Here is a 26,123-nt window from a genome sequence, read left to right on the forward strand (position 1 = left end):
ACAACGCCCCGGATTTTCATCGGTTGCTCTCCCGAACGGGTGACGTTCAACCGATCTTTGGGCCATAGGAGGGCCATTGGAGGGAGTGGGCGTGGAATGGCGCAACACGCTCAACGAGGAAACAGCCGCGGAGATACGGGAGTTAGCGTTTCCAGGCATCTAATGCGTACTATCGCCCCGCGCCGGGGTTATAACGGATCCGAACGTTGCTTCCGGGCCCGCCGCGCGTTCACCCATTTCGTGCGGACGACACCTTCACCCTTCCTGGCCTTCACGGGTCTTCCCTCCCTTCTCTCAGCAAAGCGGAGAACCTGTATGCGGAATTCAGCGGTTCTTGCTGTACGTCGCAGCGTGGTGTGCCCCCGGTCGTGTGCGGTGCGGTCCGCCGCGCGCCACGAGTCCGTGCGGCACGGCTTCCGTTCCGCTGATTCCGCGGACGCCGCGAGGAGTTCCGGCGGCGTCGAATTCCCCTCCCCCGGCGCCCGTACGGTCGGCCGGGCGGGAGGCGGGCGGTTCGCCGTCCGGCCCGGCGCGCTCTCCGTCCCGGCGGACGTCCGGCGCTGACGTGCTGCCTCCACGAGACACGGACCCCGGGTCCGTCACCGTCCTGCACGCGGTCCAGCCCGGTGACGGCGGGGTCGCCCGTGTCGTCATCGACCTCGTCCGCGCCCAACTGGTCTCCGGTCTGCGGGTGTCGGTCGCCTGCCCGCCGGACACCCCGCTCGCCGCGGCGGTCCGCGCCGAGGGGGCCGACACCCGTGACTGGCGGGCCGGCCGGAACCCCGGCCCCCGGCTCGTCACCGAGACCCGGGACCTCGCCCGGGTCATCCGCGCCGTCCGCCCCGGACTCGTCCACGCGCACAGCGCGAAGGCCGGGCTCTGCGCCCGACTCGCCCTGCGCGGACGGATTCCGACGGTGTACCAGCCGCACGCCTGGTCCTTCGAGGCCGTCGAGGGGACGACCGCCGCGCTGGCCCGGCGCTGGGAGCGGTTCGGCGCCCGCTGGGCCCACCGGATCGTCTGCGTCAGCGAGGCCGAGCGGCGTACCGGCGAGGCCGCCGGGGTCGCCGCGGACTGGTCCGTCGTCCACAACGGTGTGGACGTGGCCCGGTTCGCGACCGACGGCCCGCCCGGCAACCCGGCGCCGACCGTCGTCTGCGTGGGCCGGCTCTGCCGCCAGAAGGGGCAGGACGTGCTGCTCGCCGCGTGGCCCGCCGTCCTGGCGGAGGTGCCGACGGCCCGTCTCGTCCTGGTCGGCGACGGGCCCGACGGGGCGCGGCTGCGCGCGACCGCCGGCCCCTCGGTGCGGTTCACCGGCGCCGTGGACGACACCGTCCCCTGGTTCCGGGCCGCCGACGTGGTCGTCCTGCCGTCCCGCTGGGAGGGCATGGCGCTCGCACCCCTGGAGGCCATGGCGGCCGGCCGGCCCGTCGTCGTCAGCGACGTCGACGGGGCCCGCGAGAGCCTGCCGCCCGCCCATGAACCGCTGTGCCTGGTCCCGCCCGAGGACCCGGCCGCGCTCGCCACCGCTCTCGGCCGCCTCCTCGGCAGGCGGGAGCTCCGGCACCGCCTGGGCCGCGAGGCCCACGAGCACGTACTCAGCAGATTCGATGTCCGGCGCACCGGCGCGGCCGTCGCGGACGTCTACCGCGAACTGGCCGGAGTGCGAGGCACCGAGCACAGAGAGCCGATTGCGCAGTGACCACCGAAAGCACCAGCATCCCTCCCACGCCGGGCCCCTGGCCCACGGCCGGCCAGGCCTTCGGCCTCGCCTCCCTCGCCCAGCGCCGCCGTCCGACCGGCCGGCCCGTCCTCCCGTTCCGCCCCGAGCGGCCGCGGTCCGGCGTGCTGCCGCTCGTCGTCGTCGACTGCCTGGCCGTCCTCGCCGGGGCCGCGTTCCTGAGCGCGGCCCACCACGACCCGCGGCTGCTGCTGCCGGTCGTGGCCCTCGTCCTCGTCCTCGACGGGCGGGCGGGGCTGCACCGGCCGGCGCCGCACACCCGGGCCCTCGACGAGCTGCCCGCGCTCGCCTCCCGCGCCGGCGTCGCCTGGTGCCTGGCGGCGGCCGGGGTGGCCGCGTACTCCCCGACCCTGGCGATCGGGCCGCTGCGGCTCCTCGCCGCGTACGCCACGCACGTCGGCGTCGTGACCCTGGTGCGCGCGCTGGTGCTCGCCCGGCGGCGCCGGGTCGCCCGGGCCCACCCGCGGTCGGCGCTGGTGGTCGGCGGTGCGGCGGCCGCGCGCAGGTTCGCCGCCGCCGCGGCCCAGCATCCCGAGTACGGGGTGCGGCCGGTCGGCATCGTCGGCGTGCCCGAGCAGGGCGGCGCGCCCCGGTCGCCCGGCGAGGCCGGGCTCCCGGTGCTCACCACGACGGAGGAGATCCACCGGGCCGTCATCCAGAACGCCGTGCGCGACGCGGTGTTCCTCGACGACGACCCGGGGCTCGTGACGCTCTTCCAGCACTACGGCTGCACGACCTGGCGGGCCGGCGGCCCGCAGGACGGCCCGATGGGCGCGCACATGTGGGGGTACGCCTGGCAGCGGGTCGCTCCGCCGGCCGAGGGGCGCGGTCTGCCCGCCAAGCGCGCCCTCGACATCGTGCTCGCCGCGCCCGCGCTGGCGCTCGCGCTGCCGGTGCTGCTGCTCTGCGCGCTGGCCGTGCGGCTCGCGGACGGCCCCGGGGTGCTGTTCCGGCAGGAGCGGGTCGGCCAGCACGGCCGGCTGTTCACGCTGCTCAAGTTCCGCACGCTCCGCCCCTCCGACGACGCCGAGTCGGCGACGCGCTGGAACGTGGCGGGCGACCGGCGGATGAGCGCGGCCGGGAGCTTCCTGCGGAAGACCTCGCTCGACGAGCTGCCGCAGCTGTGGAACGTGCTGCGCGGGGACATGAGCCTGGTCGGCCCCCGTCCCGAACGCCCCTTCTTCGTCGCCCAGTTCAGCAAGATCCACGTGGGGTACGCGGCGCGGCACCGGATGCCGGTGGGGCTGACCGGTCTGGCACAGGTGCACGGGCTGCGCGGCGACACCTCGATCGAGGACCGCTGCCGCTTCGACAACCACTACATCGACCACTGGTCGCTCTGGCAGGACGTCTGCATCCTGCTGCGCACGGCCGCCGGGCTCGTCCGACCCACGGGGAGCTGAGGATGGCCGCGGCCGTGACGGCGCCGGCGCTCGCCCCGGGGGAGGTCCGGGACTGGGTGCGCCGGGCCGGGACCCTCTCCCCGGTCCTCGCCGTGATCGCCCTGCTGCTCGTCCCGGGCGGGGGCGGTGCGCAGGGCGGCACCGGCGGTACGGGGACGGTCGCCGACGCGGCCTCCGGTCTGCTCGTGCTGATCTGTCTGGTCCGGGTGGTGCGCGGCGGCGCCCGGCCGCTGACCCGGACGGCGGCGGTCGTCCTCGGCCTGCCGGTGCTCGGCGTCTGTCTCGCGGCGATCACCTCGAACGATCCGGCGGCGAGCCTGCCGGGCGTCGCCCGGTACGTGCAGATCTTCGTGCTCGTGCCGGCCGCGGTGCTCCTGATGATCCGTGACCGGCGGGACTTCGCCGTGGTCGCCTGGGGTCTGGTGGGGCTCGCGCTGGTCCAGGGCGCGGTCGGGGTCGTCCAGTACCTGACCGGCACGGGTGCCTCGTACATGGGCGAGGACGTCCGGGCGGTCGGCACCTTCGGGCCGACCGACGTCATGGGCATGGCGACGGTGGTGTCGTACGGGCTCGTCGTGGTGACCGGGATCGCGCTCGGCAGCCGCCCCGGGCGGACCCGGACGGCGGCGCTCGTCTGCGCCGGTCTGCTGTTCGTGCCGCTCGTGCTGTCGTTCAGCCGGGGCGCGTGGATCGCGACCGTGCTCGCCTGCGGCGTCCAGCTGCTGCTGTCGGGCCCCCGGCGGGCCGCGTGCGTGGCGCTGGCGGCCGCGGCCCTCGGGGTGGTCATGGTCGGCGGGCTCGGCATCGGGTCGTCGATGGTGAAGGAGCGGGTCGCGAGCATCTCGCAGGTGGCGGCCGCGCCGGACCAGTCGGTCACGGACCGGTACACGATGTGGGCGGCGGCCGGCCGGATGTGGTCCGCGGAGCCGGTCACCGGCGTCGGGCTCAAGGGCTTCCCGCAGTACCGCGACTCGAACGCCTCGCTCGCCCTGTCCTCCGGCAGCGACACGGCCGGCGCGGGCGCCGCCTTCGCACGGCAGCCGCTGCTGTCCCCGCACAACATGTACCTCCTGGTCCTGAGCGAGCAGGGGCTGTTCGGACTGCTGGCCCTCGCGGGCAGCTGGCTGGCGCTGCTCGTCGGCGCGCTCCGGCGGCGCCGCCTCGGCGCGGACTGCGCGCTGGTCGCGACGGGCCTGATCGGCTGGCAGCTCATCGACTTCTTCTACGCGGACATCGGCGGCCCGTCGACGGTGCTGATGTCGGTCGTGCTGGGCCTCGCGGCCTGGTGGGCCCTCGCGGAGGTCCGGCGTGCGTGACCCGTGGGCCGGGGAACCGGAGCCCACGGACACCCCGTGGGCCGGTGAACCGCGCGCCACGGGCGGTCCGCCCTGCGGCGCCCCGCTGACCGATCCCTGGCCGACCGCGCCTCCGGGCCCCACGGACTCCCCGTGGCCCCCGGGGGCCGTCGTGCTGCCGGGGGCGGGCGGGGGCGCGGCGCCACGCTCGGGCACGGGCGCCGAGCGGGCCGAACCACCGGCCGCCCCCGCCGGCCCCGGCCGCACCGCGCGACCCGCACGCGGCCACCGCTCCTCTCCCGGCCGCCCCGCGCGTCGACGGGTCACCCCCGCCCGCCCCGCCCCGGCCGCCTCCGTGCCCGCGCCCGCCTCGCCGTCCTCGCCCGCACCCACGGCCCCGCCCTCCCCCGCCGCCCCCCGGCCGGCGGGCCGCCGGGCCCACGCCCGCGGCAGGGCGGCCAGGACCGGCGCGCCCGAGGGCCGCGGGTTCCTCGCGAAGGCCACCGCCGTGACCGCCGGGCTCACCGCGCTCGGCGCGCTGCTCGGGCTCGTCCGGGACCAGATCCTGGCCGGGTACTTCGGCGCCGGCGCGGAGACCGACGCGTTCCTGGTGGCGTGGACGGTGCCGGAGTTCGCCTCGACGCTGCTCATCGAGGACGCGCTGGCGCTGATCCTGGTGCCGGCGTTCTCCCGTGCCCTGGCACACCGCTCCGGCGGGCCGGGCGAGGATCCGGTGCGCGCCCTGGTCCGCGGCACCCTCCCGCGGCTCACCCTGATCGTCGGGGTGGTCGCGGCGGTCCTGGTCGCCGCCGCACCGCTGATCGTCGACGTCCTCGCGCCCGGCCTGCCCGACCCCGGGCTCGCGATCGACTGCACGCGGCTGACCGGGACCTGCGTCCTGACGTTCGCCCTGGTCGGCTACTGCTCGGCGGCGCTCCGCGCGCACGGCTCGTTCCTGCCGCCGGCCACCATCTACGTGGCGTACAACGTCGGCATCATCGGCACCATCCTGCTCCTCCGCGAGCCGTGGGGCGTCCGCTCGGCCGCCGCCGGGGTCGCCGTCGGCGGGATCCTGATGGTCCTCGTCCAGGCCCCCTCGCTCGTCCGGGAGCTGCGCGCCCGCCCCGTGCCCGTGCCGGAGCCCGGGGCGCTCGCGGCCCCCGCCACCGGCGAGGGCCGCATCCTGGTCCTCGGACTGATCGCGCCGGTCGTGGCGTTCTCGCTGTCCCGGCAGTCCCAGACGCTGATCGAGCGGTTCCTCGCCTCGCCTCTGCCCGCCGGGGCCATCTCGCATCTGAACTACGCGCAGAAGGTCGCGCAGATGCCGATGATCCTCTCCCTGATGCTGTGCACGGTCAGCTTCCCGGTGGTGGCCCGGGCCCTCGCGGCGGGCGACACGGAGGGGGCCCGCCGCCGCGTGGAGCGGGACCTGCTCCTGGCCGCCGTCGTCGTCCTCGTGGGCGCCTCGACGGTGATCGCCGCCGCGCCCCGGATCGTCGAGCTCCTCTTCGAGCGCGGCGAGTTCACCCGTTCCGACACCGTCGCCACCGCGGCCGTCATGCGGGTGTACGCCCTCGGCCTGCTCGGCCAGACCATGGTCGGGGCGCTGGTCCGCTGCTACTTCTCTGCCGCCCGCCCGCTCTGGTACCCGGCGGCCGCGATGGCCGCCGGGCTCGTCGTCACCGCGGTCGCCGGAGTCCCGGGCGCCCGCGCCTGGGGCTCGGTCGGCATCGCCGCCGCCAACGCCCTCGGCATCACCCTGACCGCGGTCCTGCTGCTGCGCGGCGCGCACCGGCAGGCCGTCCCGGTCCGCGTGGGCCGGCTCGGCGAGGGGCTGCTCCGGCTCGCCGTCGCGGGCGCGTGCGCCACCGGTGCCGGCTGGCTGTGCTCGCTCGCGATCGGCCCCGCCGTGCTCGCCGTCGCGGTGGCGGGCCTGGTGGTCGCCGGCGTCTTCCTGCTCTACCTCGCCTGCGCCCCCAGGGCGCCGGAGATCCCACCCCTGCCCCGCTCCGCCTTCCGGAGGACCTCCCATGCCCGCCGCCACCGCGCTGAGCCGTCTGCTGCCGAAGCCTCCCCTGTGGATGAAGCCGCCCCCGTGGGTGGCGATGTACCACTCGATCACGGACCCCGCTGACGATCCGTACCGGGTGACCGTCTCCCCCGTGCGCTTCGCCCGGCAGCTGCACTGGCTCGGCGACCGGGGGCTGCGCGGGGTGTCGGTCGGGGAGCTGCTCACCGCCACGGCGGAGGGCCGCGCCAAGGGGCTCGTGGGCCTGACCTTCGACGACGGCTACGCGGACTTCCTCGACTCGGCGCTCCCGCTGCTCCGCCGGCACGGCTTCACGGCGACGGTGTACGTCCTGCCGGGTCGGCTCGGCGGCGAGAACACCTGGGACGCGGACGGCCCCCGCAAGCCGCTCCTCGACGAGGACGGCATCCGGCGCATCGCGCGGGCGGGCATGGAGATCGGCTCGCACGGTCTCACGCACGTCGCGCTCACCGAGGCCGACGACGCGGAACTGGCCGACCAGACCCGGCGGAGCCGCGCGCTCCTGGAGGAGATGACGGGCACGCCCGTCGAGGGCTTCTGCTATCCGTACGGCCGGGTCGACCCGCGCGTGATCCACGCCGTGCGGCGGGCCGGCTACCGCTACGGCTGCGCGATCGACCCGGGCCCGCACACCGGTACGTACGCCCTGCCCCGGGTCCACATCGGCGAGGGCGACACCTCGTGGCGGCTCACCGCGAAGCGGGTCCTGCACCCGCTGCGCCGCCGCCGTCCCGCCGACCTGCTCCCCGCGCCGTACGGCCCGGCCGTGGTCGGTGCCTCATGAGGGTCCTGCACGTCATCACCGGGCTCGGCATCGGCGGCGCCGAGCAGCAGCTGCGGCTGCTGCTGCGCCATCTGCCGGTCCAGGGGCGGGTGGTGACGCTCACCAACCCCGGCGCGGTCGCCACCGGCATCGAGTCCGACGGCACTCCCGTGACCCATCTGGGCATGGCGGGCAACCGTGACGTCGGCGCGCTCCCGCGGCTGGCCCGGATCGTCCGGCAGGGCCGCTACGACCTGGTGCACACCCATCTCTACCGGGCCTGCGTGTACGGCAGGACGGCGGCCCGGCTCGCCGGGGTGCGGCCGGTCATCGCCACCGAGCACTCCCTCGGCGAGACCCAGATCGAGGGCCGTCCGCTCTCGGCGGGCACCCGTGCGCTCTACCTCGCGTCCGAGCGGCTCGGCACCTCGACGGTCGCCGTCTCCCCGAGCGTCGCCCGCCGGCTCGCCGACTGGGGGGTGCCGCGGGACCGCATCAGGATCGTGCCCAACGGCATCGAGACCGACCGCTTCGCCTTCGACGTCCGGGCCCGGCGGCGCGCCCGGGGTGCCCTCGGGCTGCCCGAGGACGCCCATGTCGTCGGCGGGGTGGGCCGCCTCACGCCCGGCAAGCGGTTCGAGCGGCTGGTCCGCGCGGTGGCCGAGATCCCGGACGTCCGGCTGCTCCTCGTCGGTGAGGGCGAGCACCGCGCGGAGCTCCTCCGGACGGCCCGCGCGTGCGGGGCCGCCGACCGGGTGCTGCTCGCCGGGGCCTGCGAGGACCCGCCGGGCCCCGGCGCGTCCGGACCCTCGCTGCCCGAACTCCTCGCCGCCATGGACGTCTTCGTGTCGACGTCCCCCGACGAGACCTTCGGACTGGCCGTCGTCGAGGCCCTCGCCGCCGGACTGCCCGTCCTGTACGTGGCCTGCCCCGCCCTCGACGACCTGGCCCCGGAGGCGGCACCGGGTGCGCGGCGGATCGGCGGATCCGTCCCCGAGCTGATCTCCGCGCTGCGCGGCGTCCACGGTGCCCGGCCCGCCCGGTTCCCGCCGCCCGCCGCCGCCCGCCGCTACGACATCGCGCACAGCGCACAGCAGTTGATGTCCCTCTACGACCAGGCCGTCCACGGCACCCCCTCCCCCGCGAAGTGAGAACCCGTCCCATGAACACCACCCCACGCCGTGCCCTGCTCCCCGCCGGCCTGCGCGCACCGGGCCGCTGGGCGGTCCTGCCCGCCGCCGTCCTCGCCGGAGCCGTCCTCGGCGGCGGCTACGGGGTCCTCCAGACCCCGGAGTACGCGGCGACCAGCTACGTCATCGTCGTCCCCGCGGCGAAGTCCGACCCGGCGGCCGCGATCGGCTTCGCCCAGGCCTACGGCCGGGTCGCGACCGACATCGCGGTCACCGGGGACGCCCAGGTGTGGGCGGGGGTCACCGCCGACACCCTGCGCCGGGACGTGCAGGCGGCGACCTCGCCGGACGCCCCGATGATCTCGATCACCGCCAGGGCCGCGAAGCCCGCGAAGGCCGTGTCCATGGCGGACGGGGTGGCCCGGGCGCTGATCCTCGACAGCACCCACGTCGCGGGCAGTACGGGCGTGAAGGTCGTGCAGTTCTCCCGGGCCACCAAGCCGGTCGCGCCGGTCTCGCCGTCCGCGTCGCTCTCGGCGCTCGTGGGCGCCTGCGGCGGCGGGCTGCTCGGCGGCCTCGCCCTGCTGGTCCGGCCCCGGCGGGCCGCCGCGCGCGGCGAGGCCAGGCACTCCCGGCAGGCCGCGGCCGCCGGGTCCCCGGCCGCGGTGCCCGCCCCGGCCTCCGCGGCGCACCAGCCGGAGGCGGTATGAGCCCGAGAGCCGTGCACGTCCCGTCGGGCCTGCGGACGGAGATCTGCCGTGACGAGGAGGGCTTCGGGCGGCTGGCGGCCGAGTGGACGGCGCTGTACGGCCGCTGCTCCACCGCCACCCCCTTCCAGTCCCACGCCTGGCTGCACTCCTGGTGGCTCTCGTACGGCAGGCCCGGTGCGCTGCGGCTGGTGCTCGTACGGCGGGAGGACGGGGAACTCGTCGCCGCCGCGCCCCTGATGCGGGCCCGCGGTCCACTGCCCGTCCTCGCGCAGCTCGGCGGCTCGATCACCGACTTCACGGACGTGCTCCTCGACGACGGCTGCCCCGAGGCGGCGCCCGCGCTGGCCGCGGGACTCGCCCGGGCCGCCCGCGGCACGGTGGTCGACCTGCGGGAGGTGCGGCCGGGGGCGGCCAGCGAGCGGGTCCTCGTGCACTGGCGGGGACCGCGCCGGCGGATGCCGGACTCGCTCTGCCTGGAGCTGCCCGCCGTCCCCATGGAGGGGCTCCTGGCCCGCATCCCGTCCGGGAAGGCCCAGCGGGTCCGGGCCAAGCTGCGCAAGCTCGACGCCCTCGGCATCGACACGCACGTGGTCAGCGGTGCCGAGGTGCCGGCCGCCCTCGACCGGCTCCTGAGCCTCCACCGGCTCCAGTGGCAGGGGCGGGGCGTCACCGCCGAGCACACCAGCGAGCGGTTCGCCCAGCACCTCACGCGGGCGGTGCGGCCGATGGTGGAGCGCGGGGACGCGATGGTGACCGAGTTCCGGCTGGCGGGGGACGTGGTGGCCGCCGACCTGACCCTGATGTCCCCGCGGCTCGCCGGCGGCTATCTGTACGGTGCCGACCCGGCGCTGCGGGCCCGCAAGGTCGACGTCGCGACGATGCTGCTGCGGCACGGCGCCGGGGAGGCCGGCACGGGCGGCCGGGCCACGCTGAGCATGCTGCGGGGCACCGAGGCGTACAAGCACCACTGGCGGCCCGAGACCGTCGGCAACCAGCGGCTCATGCTGGCGGGCCGGGGTACGGCCCCGCTGCTGTGGCTCCGCGCGGCCGCCGCGGACGCGCGCCGCTGGGCGGCCCGCCAGGCGCGGGAGCGCGCCTGGGTGGGCCGTGCGCTCGGCCGACTGCCCGGCCGGACGCCGAACGGCGGCGGCTGATCGCCGCCGCCGTCACGGGGTCAGAAGGGCCAGACGCCCTCCAGTGCGCCCTTCCAGTCGAGGTCGACCTCGTCCTTCCAGGAGTCCTTCGGGACGCAGACGGGCCCGCCGATCCAGTTCTCCACCCATGAACCGAGGCCCACGGTCCAACAGACGGGCTGAGGCTCGGGCTTGGGCTCGGGCTTGGGTTCCGGCTTCGGCTCCGGCTTGGGCTCGGGCTTCGGCTCGGGCTTGGGCTCGGGCTTGGGCTTGGGCTCGGGCTTGGGCTCGGGCTTGGGCTCGGGCTTGGGCTCGGGCTTCGGCTCGGGCTTCGGCTCAGGCTTGGGCTCGGGCTTCGGCTCCGGCTTCGGCTCAGGCTTGGGTTCCGGCTTGGGTTCCGGCTTCGGCTCCGGCTTCGGCTCGGGCTTCGGCTCCGGCTCCGGCTTGGGTTCCGGCTTCGGCTCCGGCTTCGGCTCGGGCTTCGGCTCCGGCTTGGGCTCCGGCTTCGGCTCCGGCTTGGGCTCCGGCTTGGGCTCCGGCTTGGGCTCCGGCTTGGGTTCCGGCTTCGGCTCGGGCTTGGGCTCGGGCTTCGGCTCGGGCTTGGGCTCGGGCTTCGGCTCGGGCTTCGGCTCGGGAAGCGTCGGGTCCACCGGATCCGTGGGGTCGGTGGGCCAGGTCGGGTCCGTCGGGTCCGTCGGGTCCGTCGGCTCGGTCGGGAGCTCCGGCTCCGTGCCGTAGAGCATCTGCCGGAAGGTCTGCGACGACTGCGGATTGTCGTCGCACTGCCAGACGCCGTGCGGGCAGTAATCCGTGATCGTGTGGTACAGCGGCTTGTGCTGCTTCATCCATTCCAGCATGCGCCGCATGTATTCGGGATTGTCGCCGTTGCGGAAGAGCCCCCATTCCGGATAGGAGATCGGCTTTCCGTGCTCGGCGGCGAAATCGACCTGCTTCTGCAGGCCGTACGGTTCGCTGACGTGCTCGTCGAATCGGGAGCCGCGGGGCTGGTCGTACGAGTCCATCCCGATGATGTCGACGACGTCGTCGCCCGGATAGCACTCGGTCCACGGAACGGCGTCGCGGCCGCGGCTCGGGTTGAAGTCGAAGCGGAACTTCTGGCCGGGGACGGCCCGCATCGCGGTGACGATCCGGTTCCAGTACTTCTTCCACGCGGTCGGGTCGGGAGCGCAGCGGTGGGTGTACGTCGTCCCGTTCATCTCCCAGCCGAGGACGACGACGGTGTCGAGCGCCCGCAGCCGGACCAGCCGCTCGGCGAGGGCCGTGAAGTGGTGGTCGTAGTGGCCGGCGGCTCCGAGCCGGAGCTGGCGGCGGACCTCGGCGTCGGAGACGCCGGCCTCGTTGCGCTCCAGCATGGGCACGTTGAGCACGAACAGGCGGTCGGCCTTGGCGTTGCGCCAGTTCGCCCAGGCGTCGAGGAAGCCGGGCGGGCCCTCGATGTTCTTCCAGAGGTCGCCGGGGAGGTAGGTGTGGCCGACCCGGAGTTCGCGTCCGCCGAGCCACTGCTGGAGCTGCTCGATGCGGGCGACGCCGGGGGCGCCCGAGTCGAGGAAGGCCCCCATGGCGCTGGAGAGCGAGGGTCCGGGGTCGCTCGCCGCCGGTGCGGAGGCGTGCGCGGGGGACGACAGCACGACGGAGCCCGAGGCGAGGAGACCGGCGGTGAGCACCCCCAGCCACACGCTCGATGTTCTCCGGTGTGTCGCCGCCATGGCCGCTCCTTCGCGTGGTACGCGCTTTGATGATCCGTCAATCCGATGTTCCGAAAGTATTCCTATTGAGCCGACCGTGAACGCGACTTTCCTCTGATCAGTAGTCCATTAGAGGATTTCATCGCCCAGTTGGGGCACCCGGACGGCAAGGTGATGCCGTGCCGCGCCGACAGAGTTTCGACACCAGCGTTCCCACCGTTCTTGTGCGCCTCGACCGGAACCCCTTCCACCACGGCACGCTCGGCGCCGCCCGATCGCTGGGCAGAGCGGGAATTCCGGTCCACGCGGTCATCGAATCCGGCACCAGCCCGGTCGCCCGCTCCCGTTATCTCCGGTCGGCGCGCGCGAGTCCCGGGCCGGTCTCCACCGCCGAGCTGGTCACGCTCCTCCACCGGTACGCGGACGAGATCGGGGACGCGGGCGACGACTCGTCCGACACCGCGTCAGCTCCCCTGCTCGTCCTCCCCCTGGACGACGTGAGCGCCCTGGGCCTGGCGCGTCGCCGCGCAGAGCTCTCCCCCCGCTTCCTGCTCCCCGAGCAGACCGAGGAGCAGCTGCTGCGCGTCGCCGACAAGGCGGCGCTCGCCGAGACCTGCGCGTCCCTGGGCCTGCCCCATCCTCGTACCGAACTGCCCACGGGGACCGACGAGGCCGCCGCCATGGCCTGGTCGATCGGCCTGCCGGTGGTCGCGAAGTGGAGCAGGCCCTGGCTGCTGCCGGCCGGCGGCGGGCTGCGCAGCACCTCGATCGTGCGGTCCCTCGCCGAGGTGCGGGAGCTGTACGCGCGGACCCCCGAGGCGGGCAGCCGCCTGCTGCTCCAGGAACTCCTGCCGTCGGGGCGCGACCTGGACTGGTTCTTCCACGGGTACGTGGACGCGGACGGCGGCTGTACGACGGGGGCGACGGGCCGCAAGGAGCGGTCGTGGCCGGACGGGGCGGGGCTCACCGCCGTGGGCCGCTGGACGGCGAACCCGGCGGTGGACCGCACGGCCCGGGACCTCTTCCGCGCGCTCGGCTACCGGGGGGTGTGCGACCTGGACTTCCGGCTGAACCCGGCGACCGGCGCGTACCACCTGCTCGACTTCAACCCCCGGCCCGGCGCGCAGTTCCGGCTCTTCGCCGACCCGGACGGCCTGGACGTGGTCCGGGCGCTCCACCTGGACCTCACCGGGTGCCGCGTCCCCCCGCACGCCCCGGTGCACGGCCGCCGGTTCGTGGTCGAGAACTACGCGGCCCTGTCGTACCTCACCGCTCCGCGCCGCGACCCCGCGGACGGGCCCGGGAGCGGGCACGGCACGGGGGAGGCGGAGGAGCGGCTGCCGACGGAGTACGCCTGGTGCGCGGCGGACGACCCCGCGCCGGCCCTCGCGATGGGCCTCGCCTGGTGCGGCCACCTGCTGCGCCGGGCGGTCGCCTCGGCGCGCCGGTACCTGACGAGCCGTCGGGCGCGTCCGGCGCCGTCCGTGCGGGCGCCGCGGGCCCGCAGCTCCTCGCGCCAGCTCACCCCCCGATGAAGGCGGAGGACGGGATGCCGAAGTCGTCGAGGTCGCCGTACGACCTGGTGGTCGTCGGGGCCGGGCCGTACGGTCTGTCCACGGCCGCCCACGCCGCCGCCCACGGGCTGCACCTGCGGGTCTTCGGCCGCTCCATGGAGTCCTGGCACGCCATGCCCCCGGGCATGTTCCTGAAGTCGGAGCCCTGGGCCTCCCACCTCTCCGACCCGGCGGGCGCGTACGGCCTCGACGCCTACGCCGCGACGCGGGGCGTCCGCGCCGAGCACGGGGTGCCGCTGCCGGTGGACTTCTTCGCCGCGTACGGCGACTGGTTCGCCCGCCAGGCGGTGCCCTCGGTCGACGGGCGGCTGGTCGACTCGGTCGCGCCCTGCGCGGACGGCTTCGTCCTGCGCACCGAGGACGGCGAGCCGCTGCGGGCCAGGACGGTGGCCCTGGCCGTCGGCGTCCTGCCGTTCGCCGAGGTCCCGGGACCGCTGCGGGGCCTGCCCCGGCGGTACGTCACCCACTCCAGCCGACACGGCGGGCTGCACCGCTTCGCCGGCCTGGACGTCACCGTCGTCGGAGCCGGGCAGGCCGCCCTGGAGACGGCGGTGCTGCTCGTCGAGGGAGGCGCCGCGTCGGTGCGGATCGTCGCGCGTGCGGACCGGTTGCGCTGGAACGCCCTGCCGCCGGCGCTCGACCGGGGCCCGTGGCCGGCCGTGCGCGCGCCGCACACGGGACTCGGCTGCGGCTGGCGGAACAAGGCGTACGCGGACGCCCCGGGGGCCTTCCGGCGGCTGCCGGCCGCGACCCGCGAGCGGGTCTTCGCCTCGGCGCTGGGACCGGCCGGGGCCTGGTGGCTGCGCGAGCGGTTCGCGGCGGTCGGGGACGTGCGCCTCGGGCAGCGGATCAGCTCGGCGGCGGTGACCGGGGAGGGGCGGCTGCGGCTCGTCGTGAGCGGGCCGGGGGGCACGGAGGTGCTGGAGACCGACCACGTCGTCGCGGCCACCGGCTTCACCCCGAGCCTGGACCGGGCGGAGGTCCTCAGCGCCGGGCTGCGCGGCGCGCTGCGGAGGGTCGGTGCGGGCGGGGCTCCGGAGGTCGGGGGTCTCTTCGAGTCCTCGTGGCCGGGGCTGTTCCTCGCCGGCCTGCTCACCGCCCCCTCGTACGGTCCGTCGATGCGGTTCGTCCTGGGCGCCGAGTACACGGCGGGGCGGCTGGTGCGCGGGGTGCGGCGGAGGCTGCGCGCGGGTGCCCGGAGCGGGAGGGCGGGACGGCCGCGTACGGGCGGGAGGGCGCCGGTCTCGGCGTGAGGGGGCCGGCCCCCGGGGAGCGGAGGCTCTCCGGGGGCCGGTCACCGTGCCTGCGGGCCGCCGAGGGCTCAGGCGTTGATGCAGGTGTTGAACGCGGCCGGGTTCAGCGCGCCGATGACGTTCACGCTGTTGCCGCAGACGTTGATCGGGACGTGGATCGGGACCTGGACGACGTTGCCCGAGAGGACGCCCGGGGAACCGACCGCCAGACCCTCGGCGCCCGCGTCGGCGAAGGCGGGGGTGGCCGCACCCATGGCCATGATGATTCCGGCGACGACGGCAGCAGCCTTCTTACAGTTCATTTTCGTCTGCATCCTTTCGGTGGCGGAACGCTTTTCACGCAACACAACGACCATGCCGCACGAAGGAAATGGCGAGAACGACCGCTTCTGTTCTTTCACTCCATTGCCCGCACGACACAGGGCCGGAGGGAGCGCGGACGCTCCCTCCGGCCCTGTGGGGCGCGGGACGGATCAGCCGTTGTAGGCGCCGTTCCCGGAGAGGACCGGGATGTCCTCCAGGACGTGCGACAGCGGCTCGTCACCCTTGGCCTGGGTGGAGTTCTCGGCGCACTGCTGGTTCTGCGGGGAGGACAGGACGTTGATGTCCTGGACCGCGACCGGGACGAGGACGCCGACGACCGAGCCGACGTTGCCCTTGACCGGCACGCCGAGGCAGAGCTTGTTCAGCGAGCCCTGGACGGCCGAGAACTGCGGGCTCATGTCACCGGTGGTCTTCGAGTTGCCGAAGGACTGGTGCGCGCCGTTGCCGCTGAGCGAGGTCGTGCCGCCGTCGTCGGCGATGGCGAGCGCCGGGGAGGCCGCCGCAGCAGAAGCGCCGACAACAGAGGCCGTAACAGCCGCAGCCGCCATAATCTTCTTGATCACGGTGATTCCGTTCCTGTTCCCACCAATCGACGTGATTGATGCGACGGGATCAACTGCGGTCGGGGGCTGAGGTTCCGGCTCTTCACCCGTTCGACTGGCGCCCCGTTCAGCGCTGCCGAGTGCGCTCCCCCAGGGGAGTGACACAGCGGAACCCCGGCGTCCGAACCCAGTTGACCAGGGCGCTCCCTGCACGGAGCCGGTTCTAGAAGGGAACTCCCGTGATCAAGAAGGTTATGGCCACCGCGGCCGCGGCCGTCTCCATCGTCGGCGCCACCGCCGCCGTCGCCTCCCCGGCGCTCGCCATCGGCAACGACGGCGGCACCACGTCGCTCAGCGGCAACGGCGCCCACCAGGAGTACGGCAACTCCGCCACGTACGGCAACATGAGCCCGCAGTTCGCGCTGGTCCAGGGCTCCCTGAACAAGCCGTGCGTGGGTCTGCCGGCCAAGGTCAACGCCGGTTCGCTCATCGGGGCCATCCCGATCGCGGTCCAGGACGTCAACGTGCTGTCCTCCCCGCAGAACCAGCAGTGCACCGAGAACTCCACCCAGGCCAAGGGTGACGAGGCCCTCTCGCACATCCTGGACGACATCCCGATCCTCTCGGGCAACGGCGTCGGCAACAACTGACGTTCCGCCTCCGCGCGACGACGTCCGCACGTCAGGGGCCGCCCTCCGGGGCGGCCCCTTTCGCGTCCCCCGAGGGCACGGGACCGTCGCTACCAGGTCGGCCAGACCGGGGTGGCCATCAGCCGCTCCCACTCGCGGTCCGGCATCCCCGGCACCGTCCGGCCCGCCTGCGCCCATTGGGCCACGAGGGAGGAATAGAGGGGGAACGGTGTGCGGTCGGCAGGGGGCGGGTCGCTCACATATCGGCTCTTCGGAATGAAGGCCATCCGTTCCCATTTACCGGGATCCGGCGCCATCTTCGCTCCTTCCGCTGCGATTCCCGCATCATTCCACAGGCATCGCGGGAGAGTGATTCGTCCTGTTCATGTCGCGTCGCGGAACTGTGTGCGAGGGTGCTCGAATTACCGTGCGGGGATGAAATTCCCGCGATCACGGAACGCCCGACGTCCGCTGTTCGTCCCGGTGGCGCTCGCCGCGCTCGCCGCTCTCGCCCCCGGCGCCCTCGCCGCGGCCCCGACCGCTCTCCCCTCCCCCGGCAAGGGGCTCAACCTCCTCGTGGTCGGCATCGACAGCCGCAAGGGGGTGACCCCGCAGGAGAAGGAACGTTTCCGGCTCGGCGGTCAGGAGTGCGACTGCACGGACGTGATGATGCTCGTCCACGTCTCGGCCCGGAACGACCGGGTCGACGTGGTGAGCCTGCCGCGCGACTCGCTCGTCTCCTTCCCCGACCCGCACCGCGACCGGCGCACCGGGAAGATGCACGAGGCGCACCCGGCGAAGATCAACGGCGCCTGGGCCGAGGGCGGTTCCGCCTACGCCGTGGAGGTCGTCGAGGCGGCGACCGGGGTGCCCGTCCACCGGTACCTGGAGATCGACTTCCGCCGCTTCATGGACACCGTGGACCGCGTCGACGGCGGGGTCCCCATCTGTACGGAGAAGGCCCTCGTCGACCCGGCCACCGGGATCGACCTCCAGCCCGGGACCAGGCCGGTCGGCGGCGGCGAGGCGCTCCAGTACGTACGGTCGCGGAAGGCCGACGGGGAGATGGACTTCGGCCGCATCCGGAAGCAGCAGAAGTTCGTGGTGAACACCCTGGAGCAGCTCCGCGAGGGAGTCCTCGGCGACCCCGGCAGGCTGCGGCGGCTCGCGGCGACGCTGCGGGGCACCGGGGCGGCCGAACGCGGCATCTCCGCCGCGGAGCTGCTGGAGCTCGCCACCCGGCTGCGCGACCTGCCCGCGGACCGCACCCGATTCGCGACCGTGCCCGTGCGCGGCTTCAACCCGGTCGTCGCGGGGGTCGGGTCCACCGTCGGCTGGGACGAGAAGGGGGCGGCCGAGGTCTTCCGGCGGCTGCGCGAGGACCGGTCGCTGCCCACGGCCGACGAGGTCGCGCCGAGCAAGGTGCCGGCCGCCGCCTACCGGCCCGCCTCGGGGGCTTCGCTCATCTGCCCGTAGGCCGTCCGGTGGACTTCGCGGAACCTCCGCACCGCTGACCAGTTGATCAGCACGGCTCGGCACTCAGCGAGCCACGATCCGAAAGGCCTGAACAATGAAGAAGCTGTTGGCTACGGCTGCTGTGGCCGCGTCGGTGCTCGGCGCGACGGCGGCGGGTGCCGGACAGGCGCTCGCCATCGCCGACGACGGTGGCACCACGTCGCTCAGCGGCAACGGCGCCCACCAGGAGTTCGGCAACTCGGCCACCCACGGCAACATGAGCCCGCAGTTCGCGCTCGTCCAGGGCTCCCTGAACAAGCCGTGCGTCGGTCTGCCGGCCAAGGTCAACGCCGGTTCGCTGGTCGGCCTCGTCCCGATCGCGGTCCAGGACATCAACGTCCTGTCCTCCCCGCAGAACCAGCAGTGCACCGAGAACTCCACCCAGGCCAAGGGTGACGAGCCGCTGTCGCACATCCTCAGCGACATCCCCGTGCTGTCCGGCAACGGCGCCGGCAACAGCTGAGCGACGACGCTCGGCACGGCGGCCCCGCCGCCCCTCCTCGGAGGGGTCGCGGGGCCGTCCCCGTTCCGGGGGCTCCTCAGAGCTTCCGGCGGAGCTCCTCCGGGTCGGTGACCGGCGCGTCACAGGTGAAGTGACGGCACACGTACGCGGCGGGACCACCGGCCACCAGCGGACGGTCCCTCAGCAGCGGGAACTCGCCGCTGTCGGGGGTGCCGGCGGCGAGGACCGCCCCGGGGGCGGTCGCGCGCTGCGCCGCCCGGCGCAGCCCTTCGAAGGCCGCGTCTCCGGGGGCGCCCACGACGGCGATCTCCCGGGGCCCGTCGAGGAGGGCCTCGGAGACGGCCAGGCCCCAGCCGATGAAGCGGGGCGCGCGCGGGCCGAGGGCCTTGACGACGCCGAGGGCGCCCTCCGCGGCGGCGCGGTGGGCGTCCGAGCCGGTGTGCGCGGCGTAGGCGAGCAGCGCGCCGGCAGCGGCGGTCCACCCCGAGGGCGCGGCGTTGTCCGTGGGGTCCTGCGGACGGCGGATCAGGGTCTCGGCGTCGTGCGCGGTGTCGTAGAGGGCGCCGCCCTCGGCCGTGAAGCGGTCGATGACGAGGTCCAGGAGGAAGCCGGCGAAGTCGAGCCAGGCGCCCTCGCCGGTGACGGCGGCGAGGGCGAGGAAGCCCTCGGCGACGTCGGCGTAGTCCTCCAGGACACCGGCGTTGGTGCCGGCCCGGCCGTCCTTGGAGGTACGGGTGAGGCGGGCCGACTCGTCCATGTGGACGCGGACGAGGAGGTCGGCCGCCTCGGTGGCGCGCTCGACGAGGTCGGGGCGGTCGAAGAGGGCGCTGGTCTCGGCGAGGGCGGCGATCGCCAGGCCGTTCCAGCCGGCGACGACCTTGTCGTCGCGGCCCGGGCGCTCGCGCTCCGCGCGGGCGGCGAGGAGCCGGGCGGCGATCGGGGCGATCCGGTCGGCGTCGACCGGGCCGGCCTCCTGCGGGAGCTGGAGCACGGAGCTGCCGTGCTCGAAGGTGCCGTCCTCGGTGACGCCGTAGTGGGTGGCGGCGAGGGCGGCGTCCTCCGCGCCGAGGACCTCGGTGAGCTGCGCCGGGGTCCACACGTAGTAGGCGCCCTCGACGTGCCGGCCGGTGCCGTCGTCGGAGTCGGCGTCGAGGGCGGAGGCGAAACCGCCCTCCGGGGTGCGGAGTTCGCGGACCATGAAGTCGGCGGTCTCCAGGGCGACCCGGCGGGCCAGGTCGCTGCCGGTGGCCTTCCACAGGTGGGCGTACACCCGGCACAGGAGGGCGTTGTCGTACAGCATCTTCTCGAAGTGGGGCACGACCCAGCCGCGGTCGACGGCGTAGCGGGCGAAGCCGCCGCCGAGCTGGTCGTAGATGCCGCCGCGGGCCATCGCCTCGCAGGTGTCGGCGGCCATCTGGAGGGCGCCCTCGGCGCCGGTGCGGGCGTGGTGGCGGAGCAGGAACTCCAGGACCATGGACGGCGGGAACTTGGGGGCGCCGCCGAAGCCGCCGTGGGTCGCGTCGTACTCGCGGACGAGGCCGAGGAGGGCCTGGGCCAGCTCCTCCTCGCCGGGGACGCCGTCGCCTCCGTAGGCGAGGGAGCGGCCCGCGAGGTCCTTCACGATGCGCTCCGCGACCTCGCCGACCTCGTCGCGGCGGTCGGCCCAGGCACCCGTGACGCCCTCCAGGACCTCGGGGAACGAGGGCATGCCGTGGCGGGGCTCGGGCGGGAAGTACGTGCCGAAGTAGAACGGGGCGGCGTCCGGCGTGAGGAAGACGGTCATCGGCCAGCCGCCCTGGCCGGTCGCGGCCTGGACGGCCTCCATGTAGACGGCGTCGACGTCGGGGCGCTCCTCGCGGTCGACCTTGACGGCGACGAAGTTCTCGTTGACCAGGGCCGCGGTGGCGTCGTCCTCGAAGGACTCGTGCGCCATCACGTGGCACCAGTGGCAGGAGCTGTACCCGACGCTGAGGAGGACGGGGACGTCGCGTCGGCGGGCCTCCTCGAAGGCCTCGGGCGACCACGGCCACCAGTCGACCGGGTTGTCGGCGTGCTGAAGGAGGTACGGGGAGGTCTCATGGGCCAGTCGGTTCGCCATGGTTCCCATCCTGCCCTGCCGCCCCGGAGTCGTGCGGGAGCCCTGCCCCCGGCGGACCGGGGGGCTGCTGCTACGCCTTGGCGAGGCGGGACGCGAGGGGGCGCAGGGACCAGCCGGTGCGGCGCAGGCCCGCCCGGACGCAGCAGGCGGCCGCCGCCACCGCCACCAGGGCGGCGCCGGACGCGGTCGGCATCGCGGCCATCACGAGGACGCCGGCCAGGACGACGACGAGTCCGTCGAACTGCCACAGGAAGACGCGGAGCGCGGACAGGTCGCCCAGCGGTGTGATGAGAGGGAGCAGCAGTTCCACGGGCAGGTTCGTCTTCATCTCGCGCAGGAAGCGCGCGCCCAGCGCGAGCACGACCGTGCCCGCCGCGAGCAGGGCGGTCTCCGCCGGGCCGGTGTCCCGGAGCGGCAGGCGGGCGGCCGCGGTGAGCGTCCCGGCGACCCCCACCGGGACCGCCACGGCGACGGCAGGCCAGGCCAGGGTGCGGGCGAGCACGCCGCCCCACCACTCGCCGAGCAGGGGCGCCAGGGTCAGTTCGTCGCGCAGACCGCGCCAGCCCTCGCCGACCCAGCCGGAGCCCAGGTGGACGGCGACCGCGCCGGCCGTCCAGGAGAGGGTCGCCGTCCGGGCGTCCGGCGCGGCGACGCCGAGGATCAGCAGGACGCCGCCCACCGGCAGGGACACCGCGGCCGCGAGCGCACGGCCGGGGGTGCGCAGGGCGCGGACGGCGCCCTGGGCGAGGTGGCCGCGCAGCCGTCCGTCCGGGCGGGTCAGCGCGGTGGTGAGTCCGCGGGGCTGCGGGCGGTACAGGTCGAGGGCGTGGTGGAGCGTGCCGGTCCAGGCGAAGGCCTGGGCCTCGGCGGCGCGGGCCGACTCGCGGGCGAGCCGGGTGAGGTCGACGCTGCGGACGGAGCGGAGGGCGGCCCGGCCGAGCAGCGCGGCGGTGGTGGCGAGGGTGCCGGTGAGGAGCCACAGGCCGCCTCCGCCGAGGAGCGGGGACCGGCCGAGCAGGGCGACGAGGGCCGCCGCGGCGGCCACGGCGGCGGCGAGCAGGGCGTTCGCGCGGACCGTCCGGACCTGTCCCCACAGCCATGCGGCGGGGGCGACGGCGCCGATGCCGGCCGCGACGGCGAGGCCCTGGGGCAGGAGGGCGCTTCCGGGCCGGTCGTAGAGGTCGGTGGCGAGGAAGGTCGTCGTGCAGACCAGCAGGAGGGTGCCGAGTCCGGCGTAGGCGAGCCGGCGGCGGGCGAGGGTGCCGAGGTAGTCCGCCGGGGACAGGTCCGTCGACATGAACACGTGCAGCAGGAACGGCTTGAGCACCAGGGGTCCCCCGTACCGGCCGGCGAGCTGGGCGCCCCAGACCGCGGCGGCCGCGACCAGGCAGGCCGCGGGAGCGGCGGCCTCGGCGGAGGGCAGCGAGACGAGTGCCTCCTTGGTCCGCAGCAGGTAGACCACGGGTGCCACGTACACGGCGCCGAGGACGGCGGCGAGATAGAGGGTGTACGCCACGTCCTGGACGGTGGCCCGGTCGCCGCGGTGGGCGTACCGGTGGCGTACGGCGTTAACGCGGTCCCTGGGGTCGGTCGCGGCCGCGGTGGTGCTGTCGGTGGTCATCCCAGCTCCGTGACGCCGTCGCAGGCGTCCACCAGGGCGGGCTCGTGGGTGGCGACCAGGAAGGACGTGCCCTGTGCGGCGCGCTCGGCGACGAGGCCGGCGACGAGGTCCACGCGGTCGGCGTCGAGGTGCCGCTCGGGTTCGTCGAGGAGGACGACGTCGGCGGGGCGGACCAGGGTGAGTGCGAGGTCGAAGAGCTGGAGCTGGCCGGAGGAGAGCTGGGAGGGGAAGCGGCCGCCGAGGTCGGTGAGGCCGAGCCGCCCGATGATCCCTTCGGCGCGTTCGGCGGTCGCCCCGGTGTTGCCGTACCAGGAGGCGGCGACCAGGGTGACCTGCTCACGGATCGTCATGTCGCGGGCGACGGGGATCGGTTCGACGAGAGCGGCGAGGAGGCGGCGGTGCCGGGGCAGGGACATGTCGACGGTCTCGCCGCGGACGAGGACGGCGCCCTCCGTGAGCGGCCGGCTGCCGAGGAAGGCCCGCAGGAGGGTCGTCTTCCCCGAGCCGTTGCCGCCGGTGAGGCACCGGAACTCGCCGGGCAGCACGTCGAAGGTCGTGGGGGCGAGCAGGGTGGTGCCGTCCAGGACGACGGTGGCGTCCTGCGCGGCGATCGCCGGCGTCTCGGTCACCGACGCCCCCGGACGACCGGCATCCCCCGGGACGGCGTGGTGCACGGCTCGCCCGCGTACGACCCGTCGACGCCCGTCACCTCCGTCCCGCGATCCGTGCCCTGAGCCGGATCTCCGCCAGCGTAGCCCAGCCGGTCCGCCCGCCCGGTCTCCTTCCTTCCTCCCCTTTCCTCCTCCGTCCTCCTCTCTCGCGCCCGCGCGCACCGCACAGCACACTGGACGCGCACGGTAAGGGGTCTGACAGGGCCTCAGGAGCGGAACGGTCGGGCACGCGCGGAGGGGGACGCACATGCGGGACAGCCATCGGGCCGAGGCGGAGCGGCGGTGGGAACGGACGGTGGAGCAGGAGCTGCGGAGCTCCGGGAGCCGGGCGGACGCGGAGACGCTGCTCGCCCGGGGCAGGGCCGCGCTGGACTCGATGGCGGCGGGCGCGGAAGCGGAGTACGCGGCCTACGTACGGGTCGCGGAGAAGGGGGCCGGCGGCCGCGGCGCGACGGTCGGATCCGCCGGTCCGGCGTTCCGCGGGCCCGCGCTCGTCGCCGGGGTCGCGGCCGTCGCCGCGGTCGGCGCGGACCTGGCACTCGGTACGACGGCGGGGACCGCGCTCGGGGCGGGCGCGGTGGTGGCGGTGGCGGGCGCGGCGGCGACGGTGCTGAAGGCGACGTCGGGGCGGGCCGGACCGCCGGCGGCGCCCGGTGCGGGACCGGACGGTGCGGTCGAGGCCGCGCGGGAGCGGTGGCTGGCGGCTCTGGAGGTCCGGGGCATGCTGCCCTTCCTGGCGCGGGAGCGGGAGCAGGCGGCCGGCGGCGGCGCGGCCGGGCGGGGTCCGCTCGCGGACGGTCCCGAGGAGCGGGCCGCCGGGGAGCGGCGGGCGGGGCCGGTCCGCCCCGAGCGGCTGCGCGGGGCGGACCGGACCGCCGCGGCGCGGCGGCGGGCCGTGCTGGAGCGGTCCTTCGGTCAGCTGCCGGACGCGGGCGGGGACTTCGCGGGACGGCGGGAGGAGCTGTCCCGGATCACCCGCTGGGTCCAGACCGGGCGGGCGTCGCCGGCGACGCGGCCGACGGTGGTCCTGCTGCACGGCGAGCCGGGCTCCGGCCGGACGGCGCTCGCGGTGCGGGCCGCGCACGCACTGCGCGACCAGTTCCGCGGCGCCTGCGTGGTGGACCTGAGGGGTGGCGCGAGCGGGGAGCGGCCCCTCGCGACCCGGGAGGCGCTGCTCCATCTGCTCAACCGGCTCGGCGCCCCGCGCGAGCGGCTCCTGTTCCGGGAGGGCGCCACGGCGGACCAGCAGGTGGCCCGGCTCACGGAGTTGTACCAGCGGCAGCTGACCGGGGTCCCGGTGACGGTGATCCTGGACGACGCCGTGGACGCGGCGCAGGTGCGGGCCCTGCTGCCGGAGCGTTCGGAGAGCCTGGTCCTGGTGACCTGCCGGGAGCCGCTGGACCTGGGGGACGTGCCCGCGCACGTCCTGCCGGTAGCGGCGCTGGACGCGGCCGGGGCGGAGGAGCTGCTGCGGGCGGCGGGCGGGGCGCCGGACTCCGGCCCGTACGACGCGGAGGCCCTGGACCGGATCCGGGAGCTGTGCGGCGGGCTGCCGCTGGCGCTGCGGGCGGCGGGCTCCCTGCTGGGACGGCGGTCGTGGGACGAGGTGGCGGCGGCGCTCGGCCGGCCGGACGGCGGCTCCCCGGTCGAACGGGCTCTGTGGGCGCGGTACTCCGTGGACCTCGACGACGAGGCCCGGCGGCTGCTCCGGCGGCTCTCGCTGGCGGGACGGGCTTCGCTCGGCGCGGCGGCGGCCGCCGCGCTGCTCGACGGGACCGGGCCCGAGGGCGCCCGGCTGCTGCGGGAGCTGGCGGGGGCGGGGCTGCTGGCACCGGTGCGCGGCGAGCGGTACCGGCTGCACGACGCGGTGCGCGGTTTCGCCGCGCTCCGGCTCGTCGACGAGGAGGACGCGGCGGAGATCGCGGCGGCGCAGGAGCGGTTGATCCGGAACTACGCGGAGCTCGCGGACGCGGTGATCCGGATGGTCGACGGCAAGATGTCGACCCGCGCGAACCGTTTCGACGGGCACGGCTTCGGGTCGCTGGAGGCGGCCCTGAGCTGGCTGGACGAGGAGTCCAGTTTCATCACGGCGGCCCTGCGGCACACGGAGGGCGTCGATCAGCAGACCGTGCTCGACCTGCTGGGCGCGCTCTGCGACTACTGCCTGCTGCGGGGCGACCTGTACCGCCTCGGTGAGATCAACGAACTGGCCGAGGCCGTCGGGCAGGGGCAGTTGTCCCGCTCGGTGCAGTGGCGGACCGGTATCGCGGCCCGGCAGCTCGGCGAGCTCGACAAGGCGCGGACGACCCTGACGTCGGTGGTGTCGCTCTACCAGGAGGCCCGGCAGGACCCGGGGGCGGCGCTCGCCCTCTGCTCGCTGGGCATCACCCTGCACCACCAGGGCCGGCTCGCGGAGGCGGCGGCCCGGCTGCGGGAGGCACTGGCGCTCCAGGAGCCGGAGGCGCTCGCCGCCGACCGGGGCTGGACGCTGCACGCGCTGGCCGCGGTGGAGCGGGACCGGGGGGACCTGGCGGAGGCCTCGGCGCTGCTCGACCGGTCCCTCGCGCTGCACCGGGAGCACGAGTCGCCGCACGGTCAGGCGTGGGCGCACTTCCAGCGGGGCCAGGTCCTGCTGCTGCGGGGCGACGTGCCGGCCGCGGAGGCCTCGCTGCGGGAGGCGCTCGACGGCTACGGGCGGATCCACGACGGGCGCGGCGAGGCCTGGGCGCTGACCCAGCTGGCCAGGGCGCGGCTCGCCGCCGGGGACGCCGAGCCGGCGGTGGAGGGGCTGCGCGGGGCGCTCGCCCGGCACCGGGAGCAGGAGGACGCGCGCGGGGAGGCGTGGACGCTGTTCCACCTGGCCCACGCCCTGGAGGAGCGGGGCGACCGGGACGACGCGGTCCGCGAGCTGGGCAGGGCGCGGACGATGTTCTCGCGGATGCGGGACGTGTACGGGCTGGCCAGCGCCCGGCACCACTCGGGGCGGGTGACCCGTGACCAGCTGGCGGCGCGGACCGGCGGTCTGCGGAACTCGGGCTTCGCCCGGCAGCTGCTGGTGGACGCGCGGGCGGACTTCCACCGCATCGGGGTGCCGCACGGGGAGGCGTGGACCTCGCTCGAACTGGCGGTCATCGACGCCGGCAACGCACGGGTGCCGCAGGCGCTGGGGCTGTGCGACGAGGCCCGTGCGCTGTTCGACGGCTACGGCGACCGGCGGGGCGCGGACTGGGCCCGTTTCCTGCGCTGCACCCTGCTGCCGCACGCGGTGCCGGGCAGCCCGGAGCCGGGGACGGCCACGGCCCGCGAGGAGCTCGCCGCGCTGGTCGCGGACCGGCATCCGGCGCGGGATCCGCGGCTGGACGACTGCGCCGAGGCGTACGCGGTGGTCCTCGGCCGGGGCGTCCACCCGTCGACGCCCTGGCAGGCGTGGGACCTGGGCATGGTGCCGAACCGGCACGCCCGGGAGGTCCTCGGGGTGCCGCGGGGGTAGCCGTCGGGGCAC

Annotated in this window: 20 protein-coding genes and 1 pseudogene; 14 read left to right on the forward strand and 7 right to left on the reverse strand. The window is 75.3% G+C overall.

Going from position 1 to position 26,123, the window contains the following annotated elements; translation table 11 throughout:
• Positions 1 to 565: 565 nt before the first annotated feature.
• The 8 genes from ACY0MR_RS14035 (at position 566) to ACY0MR_RS14070 (ending at position 10,246) form a co-directional block, all read left to right on the forward strand.
• The gene (locus ACY0MR_RS14035; protein ID WP_473560972.1) at positions 566 to 1,702 is read left to right on the forward strand and encodes a glycosyltransferase; all 1,137 of its coding nucleotides are present in this window, start codon (positions 566 to 568) and stop codon (positions 1,700 to 1,702) included.
• A complete protein-coding gene (locus ACY0MR_RS14040) occupies positions 1,699 to 3,144 on the forward strand; it encodes a sugar transferase (RefSeq protein WP_473560974.1) in 1,446 nt (481 codons plus the stop codon). The genes ACY0MR_RS14035 and ACY0MR_RS14040 overlap by 4 nt, the downstream gene beginning before the upstream one ends.
• A gap of 2 nt (positions 3,145 to 3,146) precedes the next feature.
• On the forward strand, positions 3,147 to 4,460 hold the full coding sequence (locus ACY0MR_RS14045) for an O-antigen ligase family protein (protein ID WP_388793037.1): 1,314 nt from the start codon (positions 3,147 to 3,149) through the stop codon (positions 4,458 to 4,460).
• 334 nt (positions 4,461 to 4,794) lie between these two features.
• The gene (gene murJ, locus ACY0MR_RS14050; RefSeq protein ID WP_473561788.1) at positions 4,795 to 6,573 is read left to right on the forward strand and encodes a murein biosynthesis integral membrane protein MurJ; all 1,779 of its coding nucleotides are present in this window, start codon (positions 4,795 to 4,797) and stop codon (positions 6,571 to 6,573) included.
• A complete protein-coding gene (locus ACY0MR_RS14055; protein WP_388793033.1) occupies positions 6,470 to 7,273 on the forward strand; it encodes a polysaccharide deacetylase family protein in 804 nt (267 codons plus the stop codon). The genes murJ and ACY0MR_RS14055 overlap by 104 nt, the downstream gene beginning before the upstream one ends.
• On the forward strand, positions 7,270 to 8,403 hold the full coding sequence (locus tag ACY0MR_RS14060; protein ID WP_473560977.1) for a glycosyltransferase: 1,134 nt from the start codon (positions 7,270 to 7,272) through the stop codon (positions 8,401 to 8,403). The genes ACY0MR_RS14055 and ACY0MR_RS14060 overlap by 4 nt, the downstream gene beginning before the upstream one ends.
• Before the next feature lie 11 nt (positions 8,404 to 8,414).
• Positions 8,415 to 9,092: a YveK family protein gene (locus tag ACY0MR_RS14065; protein ID WP_361862001.1), complete on the forward strand. Its 678-nt coding sequence runs from the start codon at positions 8,415 to 8,417 to the stop codon at positions 9,090 to 9,092.
• Positions 9,089 to 10,246, forward strand: a complete 1,158-nt coding sequence (locus ACY0MR_RS14070; protein WP_388793027.1) for a GNAT family N-acetyltransferase — start codon at positions 9,089 to 9,091, stop codon at positions 10,244 to 10,246. Before ACY0MR_RS14065 ends, ACY0MR_RS14070 begins: the two co-directional genes overlap by 4 nt.
• 545 nt (positions 10,247 to 10,791) lie before the next feature.
• Here ACY0MR_RS14070 and ACY0MR_RS14075 read toward each other — a convergent pair.
• Positions 10,792 to 11,952: pseudogene (locus ACY0MR_RS14075) on the reverse strand (glycoside hydrolase family 26 protein); the annotation flags it as partial.
• Positions 11,953 to 12,110: 158 nt separating this feature from the next.
• Here ACY0MR_RS14075 and ACY0MR_RS14080 point away from each other — a divergent pair.
• Both ACY0MR_RS14080 and ACY0MR_RS14085 read left to right on the forward strand, forming a co-directional pair.
• Entirely contained in the window at positions 12,111 to 13,466 is a 1,356-nt protein-coding gene (locus ACY0MR_RS14080; RefSeq protein ID WP_473560979.1) for a carboxylate--amine ligase, read from the forward strand.
• A 14-nt stretch (positions 13,467 to 13,480) separates the two neighbouring features.
• The gene (locus ACY0MR_RS14085; RefSeq protein ID WP_473560981.1) at positions 13,481 to 14,758 is read left to right on the forward strand and encodes an FAD-dependent oxidoreductase; all 1,278 of its coding nucleotides are present in this window, start codon (positions 13,481 to 13,483) and stop codon (positions 14,756 to 14,758) included.
• A gap of 68 nt (positions 14,759 to 14,826) precedes the next feature.
• Here the strand turns inward: ACY0MR_RS14085 and ACY0MR_RS14090 are convergent, their stop codons facing one another.
• The gene (locus tag ACY0MR_RS14090) at positions 14,827 to 15,060 is read right to left on the reverse strand and encodes a chaplin (RefSeq protein ID WP_361861187.1); all 234 of its coding nucleotides are present in this window, start codon (positions 15,058 to 15,060) and stop codon (positions 14,827 to 14,829) included.
• 171 nt (positions 15,061 to 15,231) lie between these two features.
• Positions 15,232 to 15,645, reverse strand: a complete 414-nt coding sequence (locus ACY0MR_RS14095) for a rodlin (RefSeq protein ID WP_361861190.1) — start codon at positions 15,643 to 15,645, stop codon at positions 15,232 to 15,234.
• Between the two features lie 218 nt (positions 15,646 to 15,863).
• Here ACY0MR_RS14095 and ACY0MR_RS14100 point away from each other — a divergent pair, with 218 nt between their 5' ends.
• Positions 15,864 to 16,274 (forward strand): rodlin, encoded by a 411-nt coding sequence (locus ACY0MR_RS14100; RefSeq protein ID WP_388793020.1) that lies wholly within the window; start codon positions 15,864 to 15,866, stop codon positions 16,272 to 16,274.
• 89 nt (positions 16,275 to 16,363) lie between these two features.
• Here the strand turns inward: ACY0MR_RS14100 and ACY0MR_RS14105 are convergent, their stop codons facing one another.
• Positions 16,364 to 16,540, reverse strand: coding sequence for a hypothetical protein (locus tag ACY0MR_RS14105; protein WP_473560984.1), 177 nt, complete (start codon positions 16,538 to 16,540; stop codon positions 16,364 to 16,366).
• Between the two features lie 148 nt (positions 16,541 to 16,688).
• Here ACY0MR_RS14105 and ACY0MR_RS14110 point away from each other — a divergent pair, with 148 nt between their 5' ends.
• Together ACY0MR_RS14110 and ACY0MR_RS14115 are read left to right on the forward strand one after the other, a co-directional pair.
• Positions 16,689 to 17,729, forward strand: coding sequence for an LCP family protein (locus ACY0MR_RS14110; RefSeq protein ID WP_473560986.1), 1,041 nt, complete (start codon positions 16,689 to 16,691; stop codon positions 17,727 to 17,729).
• A 94-nt stretch (positions 17,730 to 17,823) separates the two neighbouring features.
• A complete protein-coding gene (locus ACY0MR_RS14115) occupies positions 17,824 to 18,231 on the forward strand; it encodes a rodlin (protein ID WP_341622677.1) in 408 nt (135 codons plus the stop codon).
• 76 nt (positions 18,232 to 18,307) lie between these two features.
• On the opposite strand, the gene ACY0MR_RS14120 is transcribed toward ACY0MR_RS14115, so the two are convergent.
• From ACY0MR_RS14120 to ACY0MR_RS14130, 3 genes are all read right to left on the reverse strand, one after another.
• Positions 18,308 to 20,329, reverse strand: coding sequence for a thioredoxin domain-containing protein (locus ACY0MR_RS14120; RefSeq protein WP_473560988.1), 2,022 nt, complete (start codon positions 20,327 to 20,329; stop codon positions 18,308 to 18,310).
• 70 nt (positions 20,330 to 20,399) lie between these two features.
• Positions 20,400 to 21,950: a hypothetical protein gene (locus ACY0MR_RS14125; protein ID WP_473560990.1), complete on the reverse strand. Its 1,551-nt coding sequence runs from the start codon at positions 21,948 to 21,950 to the stop codon at positions 20,400 to 20,402.
• The gene (locus ACY0MR_RS14130) at positions 21,947 to 22,579 is read right to left on the reverse strand and encodes an ABC transporter ATP-binding protein (RefSeq protein ID WP_388793011.1); all 633 of its coding nucleotides are present in this window, start codon (positions 22,577 to 22,579) and stop codon (positions 21,947 to 21,949) included. Before ACY0MR_RS14130 ends, ACY0MR_RS14125 begins: the two co-directional genes overlap by 4 nt.
• Before the next feature lie 289 nt (positions 22,580 to 22,868).
• On the opposite strand from ACY0MR_RS14130, the gene ACY0MR_RS14135 reads away from it, so the two are divergent.
• Positions 22,869 to 26,111 (forward strand): tetratricopeptide repeat protein, encoded by a 3,243-nt coding sequence (locus ACY0MR_RS14135; protein WP_473560992.1) that lies wholly within the window; start codon positions 22,869 to 22,871, stop codon positions 26,109 to 26,111.
• The last annotated feature ends 12 nt before the right edge of the window (positions 26,112 to 26,123 follow it).

The sequence above is a fragment of the Streptomyces sp. JN8 genome, assembly GCF_055808075.1.